This window comes from Mesorhizobium sp. M0051, assembly GCF_040323235.1.
Lineage (GTDB): Bacteria > Pseudomonadota > Alphaproteobacteria > Rhizobiales > Rhizobiaceae > Mesorhizobium.
Genome location: NZ_JAMYUT010000028.1, coordinates 1 through 14157 on the forward strand (window position 1 = coordinate 1; position 14157 = coordinate 14157).

Annotated in this window: 13 protein-coding genes; 6 read left to right on the forward strand and 7 right to left on the reverse strand. The window is 63.6% G+C overall.

Annotated elements, in window-relative coordinates:
* Positions 1 to 236: 236 nt before the first annotated feature.
* Complete coding sequence (locus NKJ90_RS24875; protein ID WP_023761866.1) at positions 237 to 836, reverse strand: LysE family translocator; 600 nt, start codon at positions 834 to 836, stop codon at positions 237 to 239.
* A gap of 96 nt (positions 837 to 932) precedes the next feature.
* On the opposite strand from NKJ90_RS24875, the gene NKJ90_RS24880 reads away from it, so the two are divergent.
* Positions 933 to 1802: a LysR substrate-binding domain-containing protein gene (locus NKJ90_RS24880; RefSeq protein ID WP_023761865.1), complete on the forward strand. Its 870-nt coding sequence runs from the start codon at positions 933 to 935 to the stop codon at positions 1800 to 1802.
* Between the two features lie 193 nt (positions 1803 to 1995).
* On the opposite strand, the gene NKJ90_RS24885 is transcribed toward NKJ90_RS24880, so the two are convergent.
* The 3 genes from NKJ90_RS24885 to NKJ90_RS24895 form a co-directional block, all read right to left on the reverse strand.
* Positions 1996 to 2646: a dihydrofolate reductase family protein gene (locus NKJ90_RS24885; protein ID WP_023761864.1), complete on the reverse strand. Its 651-nt coding sequence runs from the start codon at positions 2644 to 2646 to the stop codon at positions 1996 to 1998.
* A 109-nt stretch (positions 2647 to 2755) separates the two neighbouring features.
* A complete protein-coding gene (locus tag NKJ90_RS24890) occupies positions 2756 to 3610 on the reverse strand; it encodes a protein-L-isoaspartate O-methyltransferase family protein (protein ID WP_023761863.1) in 855 nt (284 codons plus the stop codon).
* A 90-nt stretch (positions 3611 to 3700) separates the two neighbouring features.
* A complete protein-coding gene (locus tag NKJ90_RS24895) occupies positions 3701 to 5065 on the reverse strand; it encodes an Nramp family divalent metal transporter (RefSeq protein WP_023761862.1) in 1365 nt (454 codons plus the stop codon).
* A gap of 236 nt (positions 5066 to 5301) precedes the next feature.
* On the opposite strand from NKJ90_RS24895, the gene mntR reads away from it, so the two are divergent.
* Entirely contained in the window at positions 5302 to 5757 is a 456-nt protein-coding gene (gene mntR / locus NKJ90_RS24900; RefSeq protein WP_023761861.1) for a manganese-binding transcriptional regulator MntR, read from the forward strand.
* 76 nt (positions 5758 to 5833) lie between these two features.
* Here the strand turns inward: mntR and NKJ90_RS24905 are convergent, their stop codons facing one another.
* Entirely contained in the window at positions 5834 to 7903 is a 2070-nt protein-coding gene (locus NKJ90_RS24905; RefSeq protein ID WP_031260924.1) for a hypothetical protein, read from the reverse strand.
* Positions 7904 to 8143: 240 nt separating this feature from the next.
* Between NKJ90_RS24905 and ypfJ the strand changes: the two genes are divergently transcribed.
* Both ypfJ and NKJ90_RS24915 read left to right on the forward strand, forming a co-directional pair.
* Complete coding sequence (gene ypfJ / locus NKJ90_RS24910) at positions 8144 to 9058, forward strand: KPN_02809 family neutral zinc metallopeptidase (RefSeq protein WP_023761859.1); 915 nt, start codon at positions 8144 to 8146, stop codon at positions 9056 to 9058.
* Positions 9059 to 9177: 119 nt separating this feature from the next.
* Positions 9178 to 10479, forward strand: coding sequence for a TCR/Tet family MFS transporter (locus NKJ90_RS24915; protein WP_502904947.1), 1302 nt, complete (start codon positions 9178 to 9180; stop codon positions 10477 to 10479).
* Between the two features lie 59 nt (positions 10480 to 10538).
* Here NKJ90_RS24915 and carA read toward each other — a convergent pair whose 3' ends face one another.
* Positions 10539 to 11756: a glutamine-hydrolyzing carbamoyl-phosphate synthase small subunit gene (carA, locus tag NKJ90_RS24920; RefSeq protein ID WP_352487095.1), complete on the reverse strand. Its 1218-nt coding sequence runs from the start codon at positions 11754 to 11756 to the stop codon at positions 10539 to 10541.
* A gap of 278 nt (positions 11757 to 12034) precedes the next feature.
* On the opposite strand from carA, the gene NKJ90_RS24925 reads away from it, so the two are divergent.
* Together NKJ90_RS24925 and NKJ90_RS24930 are read left to right on the forward strand one after the other, a co-directional pair.
* A complete protein-coding gene (locus tag NKJ90_RS24925; RefSeq protein ID WP_023761856.1) occupies positions 12035 to 12484 on the forward strand; it encodes a GatB/YqeY domain-containing protein in 450 nt (149 codons plus the stop codon).
* 249 nt (positions 12485 to 12733) lie between these two features.
* On the forward strand, positions 12734 to 13027 hold the full coding sequence (locus NKJ90_RS24930) for a hypothetical protein (protein ID WP_023761855.1): 294 nt from the start codon (positions 12734 to 12736) through the stop codon (positions 13025 to 13027).
* A gap of 58 nt (positions 13028 to 13085) precedes the next feature.
* On the opposite strand, the gene NKJ90_RS24935 is transcribed toward NKJ90_RS24930, so the two are convergent.
* Positions 13086 to 14003, reverse strand: coding sequence for an NADP-dependent oxidoreductase (locus tag NKJ90_RS24935; protein ID WP_023761854.1), 918 nt, complete (start codon positions 14001 to 14003; stop codon positions 13086 to 13088).
* Positions 14004 to 14157: the final 154 nt, after the last annotated feature.

Consider the following 14157-nt stretch of genomic DNA (forward strand, 5'->3'; position numbering starts at 1 on the left):
TCCCGCTCAGCCACAAACGACTCAAGGCACGATGGGCCGATCAAAACCTGCTTAGCCTCTTTACTCATATGCGATAGCCCTGCCCACAAGGGGGAGGGTGAGGAAGCGCCTCGTCCGCCCGTGCGACAATGGTCTTGTGGGGATGCGAAAAAGCTGCGCTCCCTACCTCCCCCTTGTGGGGAGGTCGGACCGTAGGTCCGGGTGGGGGTACTGGCGCGGATTTTGGCTTGGGCGCTTTATGCCGTCCGCCACATCGGGATGATCGATGCGGCAAGCACCAGCGCCAGCACGATGTTGAGCGCGCGCCATTGCCGCTCGGTCTTGAGCAGCCGGGCAAGCAGCATGCCGGCCACGCACCACAGCGACAGCGAGGCGGCGGCGGCGAGGCCGAAGGTGACGCCGAGCAGCAGCGCGAGCTGCATCGGCCCGCTGGCCAGCGCTGCGAACGAGGCTGCGGCACCCAATCCCATCGCCCAGCCTTTCGGGTTCATCCATTGAATGCCGGCGCCGCCAAGAAAGCTGTTCGGTCTGGCCATGGTCACATCCAGATTGGGCGGTCCGCTGCGGCCGATCTTGATCGCCAGCCAGACGAGATAAAGCGAGCCGATGACCTTCATCGCCAGTTGCAGCGAGGGCACGGCAAGCAGCAGCCCGGCGAGCCCGGCGGCGGTCGCGCCGGTCACGGTGGCGAGGCCGGCGGCGCTGCCGACCAGCAAAGGCACGGAACGGCGAAAGCCGAACTGCGCGCCGGACGCCGTCGACAAGGTCGTGGCGATGCCGGGCGTTGTGGTGGCAACGATCGCAAACAGGATGAGCGGGATGACGGGCTCGAGCATGTGGCTTCCTCTGTGAGAGCAGCGATCGTAGCGGAGAGTTAGCGTCAGTAAATGCAATGTTTGCCATGGTTAGCATTAGCAGCCATAATGCATGCCATGATCCGAAATCTCGACATGGCGCTGATCCGCACCTTCATCACCGTCGCCGACAAGGCCAGCATGACGGCGGCTGCCAACGCGCTGCACCTGACGCAAGGTGCTGTCAGCCAGCAGGTCAAGCGGTTGGAGGAGGCGCTCGGCTCAAGCCTGTTCGAGCGCGACAGGCGCGGCTTGCGGCTGACGCGCGCCGGCGAACAGCTGTTCGGCAAGGGCAAGCGGCTGCTGGCCTTGAATGACGAAATCTGGGCCGAAATGGCGGGCACTCCGGTTGCTGGCCAGGTGCGGCTCGGCGTGCCTTACGACCTTGTCGGCACCTTGCTTGCACCGGTGCTGAAGACATATGCCGAGACCTATCCGCAGGTCGAAATATCGCTGGTCTGCGCTTCGTCGCCCGAGTTGGCCGCTGCCCTTGCGGCCGGGACCATCGACCTCGCGGTGATCGAGGAACGCGTCGGTTCGTCGGCGGGCGAATGCCTTGCCATCGACCGGCTGGTCTGGGTCGGCGCCAAGGGCGGCGTTGCCCGTGCCAAGCGGCCGCTGCCGGTCTCGATCGTCGCCGATACCTGCGCCTTCCGTCCGGCGGTGCTGGCGGCGCTCGGCGAGCATGGGCTGGAGTGGCGCACCGTGTTCGAAAACGGCAACATCGACGCGACGACGGCGACAGTGCGTTCCGACCTTGCGGTCACTACCTGGCTTGCCTCCACGGTGCCGGCCGATCTCGACATATTGCCATCGGAGTCCGGGCTGCCGCCGCTGCCGAATTTTTCGATCAATCTGCATTTGCCGAGGCATGGGGTAGGGCCGGCGGCGCAGGAATTCGCGCGGTATATCAGGGATGGACTCGCACGGCGGCTGGTGGCGGCTTGAGGCCTGGAAGAACTTGGGTTCCTCGCCCCACGAATGTGGGGAGAGGTGGCTCGGCGAAGCCGAGACGGAGAGGGGATTGGCGCCGAAGTGCCAAGTTTTCACAAAGCATCCGCCCTACGAAGCCCCCGCTCCGGCCGCTTCGCGGCCACCTCTCCCCCATGTCATGGGGGCGAGGAACCCAGGCCCTGCAAAGCTACTTCCAGTTCTTGCGCCGCTCGAGTTCGGCTTCCGATGGCTCTCCCGTGACAAAGGAGCCGACCTTGATTTCGCCCGCGCGCTCGTAGGTCGCCATGATCACGCCGGTGCTGGAGACCTGCGACTTGGCAAGCCTGAAGGCGGCCGGCATCGCGTCATCGCCGAACAGCCGCTTGCCCTTGCCCAGCAACAGCGGGAAGGTCATCAGCCGGATCTCGTCGATCAGCCCGTTGGCGAGCAAGGTCTGGATCAGATTGCCCGATCCCTGGATGAGCAGGTCAGGTCCATTCTCCTGCTTGAGGCGGCGCAACGTCGCGACGATATCCGGCCCAAGCGATTGCGTGTTCTGCCAGGTGAGGGTGTCAGGCCGATGCGTCGCCACGTATTTGGTCGCGGGATTGAAGGCATCCGCGATCGAATCTTTCTGATACGGCCAGTACGCGGCGAAGATGTCGTAGGTTCTGCGGCCAAGCAGCAGGGCAAAGGGTTTGGAGAAGAGTTCATCCATTGCCGCGCCCGCCACCTCGTCAAAGTAATGAAACGTCCAGCCGCCGAACTTGAAGCCCCCGACAGGATCCTCTTCCGGACCGCCAGGTGCCTGCATGACGCCGTCGAGGCTGACGAATGTCGCAGCGATGATCTTTCTCATTTCAATGCTCCCTTTTCTTCGCTCCATGCCGTCGTGGCCGGACTTCAACCCAAGGACGGGCGGCCGCTCGCCGGTCCGACAGGACATATGAAATTTTTGCGAACCACCGTCATTTGCGAGGCCTGGTGCGCGGTTCGGCATCGAGATCTTTCGATGAGAACCAGACATCGCCGAAGACTGCGGTGGCCGTGCGGTCCGGCGCCTTGTCCTCCATCAGCCAGATCGAGCGGCTGCGCGCGGCCTGCTCGCGTGTCGGGATTCTAACCGCGGGGCCCGCAACCGAGGCGCCGACACAGGGAATGAACCACGACCGCATGAACGGATCGCAAGCGAAGCCCTTTTCGGTGCGGGTCACCATCACCGCGAGAGGGACACGCTCGGCCGGGCGCCAGGGAAAGATCATGCGGCCGCCTGGTCGCAGCACCTTCAGCCATCCGGCCGGCGGCGCGGCCACGCCGGCATTGACATAGACGATGTCGGATGGCGGCAAGGGCATCGTCACCGCATTGCCATGGACGACGGTTACATTGCCATAGGCTTCGAGATTTCGTTGCGCGAGGTTGGCTAGATCTTCATCGAGTTCGAAAGCGGTGGCGGTGCCGCCTGGTGAAACCAGCCTGGCCAGCACAGCGGTGTAGTAGCCAGTGCCGGCGCCGATATGAGTAACGGCTTCGCCGGGTTTCGGCGCAAGCTTCCCGATCCACATGGCGTGCAGGAACGGCTCGCCATTGTTGATGCCCTTGTCGGCGTCGAGCGCTACCAGAACATTCTGGTAGATGTGCGCCGGATCGGCGCTCGGCGTGGTGATCTTGCCGTTGCCAGCGATGATCGTCCACGGCCCGGGACCGAGGAACGCCTCGCGCGGCACCTCGGCGAAAACCGCCTCGAGGCGCGGGTCGGGCGAGCCAGCATTGGCGGCCATCAGCCGCGCGTAGAACTTCCTGATGTCTTCGATCCGGGGCATGATGCCGGAGAACATAGCGCGGATCGTCGAATTGTCGTGGAAGCTAGCCTCTGCGGGGAGGGGCAGTTCGATTTCCCGGCGAGGCGGAGTTCAGCCGACCCCGAACATGGTCTCGTAGAGCAGCTTGAAATTGAGCACCAGGATGATCGCGGCCACCACCCAGGCAAGAGCAGCGACGCCGCGCGGGATGGCGAGGTTGCCCATCTTCTTCTTGTCGGAGACGAACTGCACCAGCGGGATGACCGCGAAGGGCAGCTGCATCGACAGGATCACCTGGCTGAACACCAGCAGCTGGCCGGTGCCCTTTTCGCCATAGAGCGCGGTGACGACCACCACCGGGACGATGGCGAGGCCGCGCGTCAAAAGACGGCGCGCCCAGTTGGGAATGCGCAGGCGCAGGAAGCCTTCCATGACGATCTGGCCAGCCAGCGTCGCCGTCACCGTCGAGTTGAGGCCGGAAGCCAACAGCGCCACCGCAAACAGGATCGAGGCTATGCCGAGGCCGAGCAGCGGCGACAACAGCTCGAAGGCTTGGCTGATCTCGGCGACGTCATGGTGACCAGTGTTATGGAAAGCGACCGCAGACACGATCAGGATCGAGGCGTTGACGAACAAGGCCAGCATCAGGGCGATAGTCGAGTCCGTCGTTGCCCATTTGATGGCGTCGCGCTTGCCCTTGTCGGTGCGTTCATAGGCGCGGGTCTGCACGATCGAGGAGTGCAGATAGAGGTTGTGCGGCATGACGGTGGCGCCGATGATGCCGATGGCGATGTAAAGCATCGCCGGATTGGTGACGATTGCCGACGACGGCACGAACATCGCATGCAGGATCGAGCCGGCCGGCGGGGCGGCGGCGAAGATCTGGATGGCAAAGCAGCCGAAGATGATGATCAGCAGCGCGATGACGAAGGCTTCGAGATAGCGGAAGCCCTTGTTCATCAAGAGAAGCACGAGGAAGGCATCGAGCGCCGTCAGCATGGCGCCGCCGATCAGCGGAATGCCGAACAGAAGCTGCAGCGCGATCGCGGTGCCGATGACCTCGGCTAGGTCACAAGCGATGATGGCCAGTTCGCAGGCGATCCACAGCACGAAATTGACCGGACGGGGATAATAGGCGCGGCAGGCCTGGGCGAGGTCACGGCCGGTGGCGATGCCGAGCCGTGCTGCCAGCGCCTGGAGCAGGATCGCCATAAGGTTGGACAGCATGATGACGAACAGCAGCGTGTAGCCGAACTGGGCGCCGCCGGCGAGGTCGGTCGCCCAGTTGCCCGGATCCATGTAGCCGACCGAGACCATGTAGCCCGGGCCCATGAAGGCGGCCAGGCGCCGGAACCAGACGCCCGAACCTGGCACGGCGATGGAAGAATTGACTTCGCGCAGGCTGGGCTGTTCGTCCTCCTCCGGCCTGGCGAAGCGCCATGAGGAGCGGGAAACTGTGGCTTCGACGTCGGACATGAACGAGGGCTTTCCGCGAAACTGGGCGATGTTGCCCTAAAGCTATGCCATGGCTCAACATTATGCAATATGCTATATTTCATTGTTCGTGCTTTTTGAGCGGTAGCCCTTAGCGCACGAAGAGGGGCAATTGGAGACGCTGGTTGCACCGGTGGCGGAATGCAAATAAACGGCCTGAAGAATCAGAGCCCGTGCTATGGATGCATGGACAGCAAAAGCCTCTGGAGGAGCGCGTATTGGCGCTGAAGAACAGATCGGTCCCGCGCGAAAAACCGCTGCCTGACGCCGACGTTCATTCGGAAGGCTTCCGGCAGACGCGCGAAGCGCGCCGCAGTGCGCTGGTCGAGGATTATGTCGAGCTGATCGCAGACCTGATCGAGGACGGCAACGAGGCGCGCCAGGTCGATATCGCCGCACGGCTTGGCGTTGCCCAGCCGACGGTGGCCAAGATGCTGACCAGGCTGTGCGCCGACGGGCTGGTGTCGAGAAAGCCCTATCGCGGCGTGTTCCTGACCGATGCCGGCCGCAAGGTCGCGGAGGAAAGCCGCATCCGCCACCAGACGGTGGAAGCTTTCTTGCGCTCGCTCGGCGTCAGTGCGGAAACCGCGCGCATCGACGCAGAGGGCATCGAGCACCATGTCAGCGCCGAGACGCTGGAAGCGTTTCGCAAGGCGATGACGGCGGCGCGCTGAACCGCACCCGCCGCCGGATTTCCCAGTCGCCGGAACCGAACCGGATCTTTCAATTCGCCTTCGGCAAACCGTTCTCTCATTCCCTGACGTCCTGCACCCAACTGCGCGGGTGGCCGTCGACGCGGAACTGGAAGATGAAATAGGGCGGAATGCAGGTGCCCTTGCCGGCTTTTGCTTGCGCCAGATCGTCGTAGCCTGATGTGCAGATATAATCCTCGCGGCAGGGATGCCCCTTGTCGCAGGCGCGCAGGCCGGCGGTCTTGGTGAATTCCCTGGTGCAGAATTTGTGGTCCTTGCCCGAGGCGACGCAGTCGTTGAAACCGGTCTTGGCGAGCCGGCCACAGGTCGCCTCGTCGGGCAGCTTGTCGCAGCTCGCCTTGCGCAGCATACCGCCGGGAAAGCCACCGGTCTTCTGTTCGGGATTGTCGTAGCGCTGGCGCGCCGCACCGTAGCCGGCGAGCTTGACCGGTGGTTTCTTGTCACGAGCCGGATTGATGGCACAGGTCTTGGCGGTGGCTGGCGACAGGCGGCAATACTGGTCGTTGCCCCAGGTCGACATCTTGATCTCGCCGAACTCGACGGGATCACCGACCGCGGTGCCGGCCTCGCTGACGCAGGTGCCGAAGCCTGGATGGATGGAGCTTTCATGGACGCCGGCGCAGCGCAGGCCCGCGCCGCAGGTCCAGTGCTTGAAGCTCAGGTCCTCGCCGCGATAGCAGATCGAGCCCCACCCATTGTAGAGGTCGGTGCCCTTCAGCGCCTCCGCATATTTCTGGTCCGGACGGGCGGCGAAGCCGCGCGTAAAGTCCGGATGCCCGCCGGCTGCGAACTGCTCGACGATAGCGCGGCGGCGCGGCAGGTCGGCGAAGAAGACGGCCGAGCCCGGCACGAAGACGGCGTTGCGGCGCGGCTCGCTGGCCGGATCGGCGCCGGTGTAGTGGAACCCGGCAATGCCATGCGTCTGATGGCAGCCGGTGCAGCTCATCTCGTTGAGGCGCAATTCGAAGCCGGCCACAGACCTGATGGAGGCGAGCGTGTTGCCCCTGGCGACATAGTCCTTCAACGCCTTGTCGACGTCGGCGTCGTCGACTAGCCCGTAGGCGATGTTGTTCTGCGACCGGCTGAGGCCACCGGGTGCGACGGAAACGGCGCTCTTGGCCAGGAATTTTTCGTCGATGACCAGCCGGCCATGATCGAGGTCGTAGATGTTGCGGTCGGTGAGCAGCCATTTGGCGAAGGACGGCTTGTCGGCCAGCACCGTGGTCCGATCGATCTGGTTCTCCATCTTCGATTCGTAAAATGTCGAGCTGGCCGGATCCCATTTGAAGATCTTCAGCAGATATTCGGCATGGCCGCCGAAATCGCGCCGCGTCGAGGCCGACAGCCGAAGCACCTGCATGTTGAGTTCCAGCCGCATGATCTGCGAGGAATTCAGCATGGCACCCGACAGCGGTCCCGCGTCGGAGCGCAGCCAGGCGGCAAGCTGATCGGGCGGCAGGTCCTGTTTCCCGGCAGCCAGCCAGCGCTGGGCGACATCGGCGCAGGACACATCAATGGCGCTTGGCAAGTCCTTCGAGGCGCGGGCTTGTGCTTGATGGGGCTTGGCGTTGAAGACCAGGCTCATGGTCAGCGGCAGGCGCGAGGAAATGCGCTGGCCCGCCTTTCCCTTGGCCGGCTTTTCCGCGACCGAATAGTGGAAGCGGTAGATCAGCCGGATCTCGCCGCATTCGGTGTGGCCGAGATAGCCGCGATCCATGCGGTTGACGACGCCGGTCAGGTCGAGCGTCGAGCCGTCGTCGTCGATGTATTTTGGATTGAATTTCTGGCTGGTGTCCTTCGACTTCGCCATATCAGCAACATAAGGGTCCGGGCTGGTCTTCGGTTCGTTGGCGATCTCAAGCTTGACGGTGTCGCGCACCGTGGCCAGTGCCGGCACCGAAAAAAGGCCGCGATTGTCGACCTCGCGGGTGAGGCCGAGTGCGGGTCCGAGCAGGCGGCTGATCGACAGGCCGCCGCGTTCGAGCGCCTGCAGGGTGGCGGGATCGGTGACGGCGACGCTGGAATCGAGCGTGACGGCGCGGGCGGACCCGATGCCAAAACAGGTCAGTGCCGTCAGGGACAGCAGGAATTGGCCGATCGTCCGCAAGCGCCCCTCGCTTCCATAGAGAACCGGAGAATTCTATATCGCGCACGGCTTCAGGGAAACCGGCGAAAGCGGCCCAACGGGAGAGCGTCTTTTGGGCCTGATGGTGTAGCCGCAGGCGCCCTATGTGGCCTTGAGGCCGTCGAAAAATGCTGTGACTTGCCGCAACCGTTGGGATAATTGTTGTTCGGTTGAGCCGGCTTTACCGGGCAACGGGGGAAGTTTGCAGCGCGAGGAGTTGCCATGCTCTGGAAGGGCCGTCGTCAGAGTGACAATGTCGAGGACGACCGCAGCGACAGTGGCGGCGGGCTCGGCAGCGGCAGCCCCGGCCAGTTCCGCATTCCGATCGGCGGTCGCGCCGGCGGCGGCAGCAGCATCTTCCTCGTCATCCTGGTGGTGCTGGCCGGATGGTATTTCGGCTTCGATCCATCGACGATCCTGGGCGGTGGCGACGGCGGCGGTGGCCAGATCACCGACAACAGCGGCGGTGGCCAGGGCAGCGGCGCGGGTGCGCCCGCCAGTGACGAGATGAAGCAGTTCGTGGCGACGGTGCTGGCCGAGACCGAGGACACCTGGACCGGCATCTTCAAATCGCAGGGCCTGACCTACGAGGATCCGAAGCTGGTGCTGTTCAGCGGCCAGGTCCGCTCGGCCTGCGGCTTTGCTTCCGCGGCGGCCGGACCGTTCTATTGCCCCGGCGACCACAAGGTCTATCTCGACATGACCTTCTTCCAGGAGCTCGATCAGCAATTCGGCGCCTCGGGCGAATTCGCCCGCGCCTATGTGATCGCGCATGAGATCGGCCATCACGTGCAGAACCTAACCGGCATCATGTCCAAGTTCAACCAGATGCGGCAAAGCATGGGCGAGGTCGAGGCCAACCAGATGTCGGTGCGCATTGAGCTTCAGGCCGACTGCTTTGCCGGCGTGTGGGCGCATTACACCGACCAGAAAGGCATATTGGAGCAGGGAGACATCGAAAGCGCGCTGAACGCCGCCAAGCAGATCGGCGACGACACGCTGCAGAAGAAGATGCAAGGCTATGTCGTGCCGGAAAGCTTCAACCACGGCACCTCGCAGCAGCGGCAGACTTGGCTGGCGCGCGGCTACAAGAGCGGCAAGCTTTCGGATTGCAACACGCTGAGCGGGCCAATTTGAATAGCCGCTTCCGGGCGCTGCCCTGACGCCAAGGCGCCGTCAGGGGCTGTCAGGATGAAAGAATCCGATCCGTTCCCGCATTGTTCCTTACATCGGACTCGCCTATAAGATGCGTCCGCCTGCGCCCCAGGGCGACCACAGGAGCCGGACCCGCCATGATCGATCCCAAAACCGCCAGACGGGGCCTTGCGCTCGTCTTCACCACACTGCTGCTCGACATCATCGGTTTCGGCATGATCATGCCGGTGCTGCCGGCCTATCTCAGGGAATTGACCGGGGTCAGCATCAGCGGGGCGGCGATCGAAGGCGGCTGGCTGTTCTTCGTCTATGCGGCCATGCAGTTCTTCTTCGCACCCATCATGGGCGGGTTAAGTGACCGGTTCGGGCGGCGGCCGATCCTGCTTGCCTCGGTGCTGACCTTTTCCGTCGACAATTTGATCTGCGCCGTGGCCTGGTCCTACCCGATGCTGTTCATCGGCCGTGTGCTGGCCGGCATTTCGGGCGCCAGCTATTCGACGACATCCGCCTTCATCGCCGACATTTCGAACGACGAGAACCGGGCGAAGAATTTCGGCCTGCTCGGCATCGCCTTTGGCGTTGGCTTCGTCATCGGGCCGGTCCTGGGCGGATTGCTCGGCACGTTCGGGCCGCGCGTGCCGTTCTATTTCGCTGCCGGGCTCGCCTTCGTGAATTTCCTGATCGCGCTGTTCCTGTTGCCGGAAACACTCGACGACAAGCATCGCCGCCGCTTCGAGTGGAAGCGCGCCAATCCGGTCGGCACGCTCCTCCAGATGCGCCAATACAAGGGCATTGGCTGGATCGGGCTTGTTTTCTTCCTGATGACGCTCGGGCACATGATGTATCCGGCGGTCTGGTCGTTCGTTTCCAATTACCGTTATGGCTGGAGTGAGCAGCAGATCGGCTTCTCGCTCGGCGCCTTCGGCCTGTGCGGCGCGATCGTCATGGCGACGGTGCTGCCGCGGGTGATCCCCCGGCTTGGTGAGTGGAGGACGGCGGTCATCGGTCTTGCCTTTACGGCACTCAGCGCCTTCGGCTACGCGTTCGCATCGCAAGGCTGGATGATCTATGCGGTGATCGTCTTCGGCTGTCTGGAAGCGCTGGCCGATCCACCGCTGAGGAGCCTCGCCGCCGCCAAGGTGCCGCCTTCGGCGCAGGGCGAACTGCAGGGTGCGATGACCTCGATCTTCTCGATCACCTCGATCGTCACGCCACTGCTCTATACGGCGATCTTTTCCTGGTTCACCGGGCCGAGCGCTCCCGTGACCTTCGGCGGCGCGCCCTATCTGGTCGGCGCGTGCTTCCTGGCGCTGGCGCTCATCGTCTTCGTCACGAAAGTTGCGAGGCCGGTGGCGCGCACAAGTGTCACTGCCGGCGTCGCCGAAGATGGAGCACAGATATGAGGCCCCGTCTCAGAAAGAAGTGCCCGGCAGGGCGTTGGGGGCAGCGCTGACGGGTCGAGTCAGGCCCGCTCGGCCAGCAATTCCTCGCCGCGCTTTTCGCGGATCAGGTTGACGAAGCGGCGGAACAGATAGTGCGAATCCTGCGGGCCGGGCGAGGCTTCGGGGTGATGCTGGACCGAGAACACCGGCCGGCCGGTCAGCGTGATGCCGCAGTTCGAGCCGTCGAACAGCGAGACGTGGGTTTCCTCGACGCCTGATGGCAGCGAGTCGGCATCGACGGCAAAGCCGTGGTTCATCGAGACGATCTCGACCTTGCCGGTGGTGTGGTCCTTGACCGGATGGTTGGCGCCGTGATGGCCCTGGTGCATCTTGGCGGTCTTGCCGCCCAGCGCCAGCGCCAGCATCTGGTGGCCAAGGCAAATGCCGAACACCGGAATGTCGGTCTTCAACAGGTCCTGGATGACCGGGACGGCATAGTCGCCGGTGGCCTCCGGGTCGCCGGGACCGTTGGAGAGAAAAATGCCGTCCGGCTGCATGGCGAGGATTTCTTCGGCGCCGGTCTTGGCTGGCACCACTGTGACCCTGGCGCCGAGGCCGGCGAGCAGGCGCAAGATGTTGCGCTTGACGCCGTAGTCGATGGCAACGACGTGCATCGACGGCTCGGTCTGTTCGCCAAAGCCTTCGTTCCACACCCATGGCGTCTCGCGCCAGGCCGACGACTGGCCTGACGTGACCTCCTTGGCGAGATCAAGCCCGATCAGGCCGGACCATGCCGCGGCGCGACGCTTCAGGTCGTCGAGGTCGAACACGCCATCGGGCGCATGCGCGATGACGGCGTTGGGCATGCCCTTTTCGCGGATCAGCGCGGTCAGCGCGCGGGTGTCGATGCCCGACAGGGCGACGATGCCGCGCTTCTTCAGCCACTGGTCGAGACCGGTGCCGGCGCGGTAGTTGGACGGGTTGGTGACATCGGCCTTGAACACCGCGCCGACGGCGCCGGCGCGGGCGACCGGGTTGAGGTCCTCGATGTCCTCGTCATTTGTGCCGATGTTGCCGATGTGCGGGAATGTGAAGGTGACGATCTGGCCGGCATAGGACGGGTCGGTGAGGATTTCCTGGTAGCCGGTGAGTGCTGTGTTGAAGCAGACTTCGGCGACGGCGGAACCGGTGGCGCCCAACCCGCGACCCTCGATGACGGTGCCGTCGGCCAGCACCAGAAGGGCGGTCGGCTTTTCCGTTGCCCAGGCGGGCGTCGAGGCGGCGGTCATATCGGCCATGGCGGCACTCCTATCGGAGCTGCGCGCTTCCATAGGCCCGGCGGGCCATCCGCGCAGCAAACGGCGCCAAGCGGCGATTTCGCAGCTTCCACGCAGTCAAGCTTCAGTTCATGCAAGGCCCAGTACATAGGGGAAGGGGGCAGGGCGGTCAATGATCATGCGAAATGCAATTCCGATTTATTTCATCTAGCAATATCAGAGGCTTGCCCTGGCATTTCAGGGTTTGCGTTGGCTCGCCCCCGGCGCTATTGTCCGCGCCGATCGAAGGAGAATGCACCATGCGCGGCAAAATCGCCGAATCCCTGAAGAGCGCGATGAAGGCGCAGGACAAGCAACGGCTGCCGACATTGCGGCTGATTCAAGCCGCCATCCACGACCGCGATATCGCCAATCGCGGCTCGGGCAAGGAGCCGGCCAGCGACGAGGAGATCCTACAGATCCTGGCCAAGATGGTGAAGCAGCGCGAGGAATCGGCCAAGGCATTCGAAGACGGCAAGCGGCCAGAACTGGCCGCGCAGGAGCGCGGCGAAATGGAGATCATCCGCGCGTTCCTGCCGACGCAGCTTGACGATGCCGCCATCCAGGCTGCGGCGCGCGAGGCGATCACGGCGACGGGTGCGGCCAGCCAGAAGGACATGGGCAAGGTGATCGCCGCGCTGAAGCAGAAATATGCCGGCCAGATGGATTTCGGCAAGGCGAGCGGCATCGTCAAGGCACTGTTGCAGTAGTGCTCGTCTCGTCGCCGGGAAAGCATGACCGACGTGCCCACAGGCAGCATTAGAATCCAATATTCCACGCCGCATGTGGAAGCCATAAAGACGCTGCTTCAGACCTGCCACGCCAGATGCGTGGGCGACAGGATGATGGCGCTGACGTTCCGGTAGTGAGCTCTGACCCCATATGGCGAATGCAAATCCTGAAATTTGGAACTCGGATATCGCCGAGATGTTTATCCGTCATGCAACTGGAGAGATGTCATGACTGAGAACGAAACCCGCTATGAAACCGGTGCGACGAAGTATCCGGCAAAGACCGGTGCCGACGCTTCCGATGAATTCTCCCAGGACGCGGCCGGCAACAAGAAGCCTGCCGGCGGCATGGGGCTCACCCGCCGGATGGGCGAAGTGGAAGACCGAACCCGCCAGTCGGAGGGACAAAACCCGCCGAGGCGAGCCGCGCCGAGTGCCGCGACACAAAAGGCGTCCAGCGCCAGTCCGGCGGTCGCCGAGCGTCGTTCAAAGGACGCCAAGGCTCCGAAGAGCGGGCGGTAGCCAGGAACCTAATTCAGCAAGTGAGCGCTCGGCCGAACCGGGCCACTTGGCGGGAAGCTTAGGCGGACACCTCAAGCACGATCTTGCCGCGCACATGTTCGTTTTCCAGCCGTTCCTCCGCCTTGGCGACCTCTCCAAGCGGATAGACGGCTTGCACGAACGGGGTGACCTTGCCGGCGTCGATGAGACGGCCGATCTGCGCGAGGTGCGCCGCATTCGGCTCGGCCATATAGGAGACGCCACGTGCCCGACGCAAATGTGCCTTTTCCTGCGAGGGTTGAGAAAGAGTTGAAACGAGCGTCCCTCCTGGCTTGAGAACGTCCCAGGAGCGGTCCTGGGTGTCGCGCGCTACCAAGTCGAACACCAGGTCGACCGCATCGACGACCTCTTCGAAACGCTGATCCTTGTAGTCGACCGCCTGATCTGCACCTAGCTCATGGACAAAAACGAAGTCTTGGGCGGAGACGGTTGTGGCGACGAACGCGCCGGCGGCCTTGGCCAGTTGGATCGCCAGATGGCCAACGCCGCCGGCTCCGCCATGGATGAGAACGCTTTGCCCGGATTTGAGGCCGCCATGCTCAAACAGGCCCTGCCAAGCAGTGATGCCCGCAAGCGGCACCGCAGCGGCTTCGACATGGCTTAGACGTTCCGGCTTCGCAGCCGCCTCCGTCGCCTTGACCACGACATATTCGGCATCGCCGCCCCGATCATGACCAAGCATGGCAAATAGCGGGTCGCCCTTCTTCAACGTATGAGCCCGCGTACCGCACGTTTCCACCACGCCGGACACGTCACGCCCCAATGTGACGGGCAATGCCTGACCCGCCGAACCCTCGCGGGTCTTGTAATCGACCGGATTGACGCTCGCCGCGCGAACCCTGAGCACAACCTCGTCGTCAACGGGCTGAGGAAAGGGGACTTGATCGATCGAAAGAACCTCAGGTCCGCCAAAAGCATGGATGCGGACTGCTTTCATGTCGACATATCTCCTCTTCGCTGGCAGTTGGCGACAGTGTCACCGTTAGCCGCTGTGCGGCTCCGGTTGCTATGGCGTCCGAGGGCGTTCATCGGCGATGAACAGAGCGCCGGATTTGGCGGCGGCCATTCGAACGGGCAGGCCGTAGGCCTGG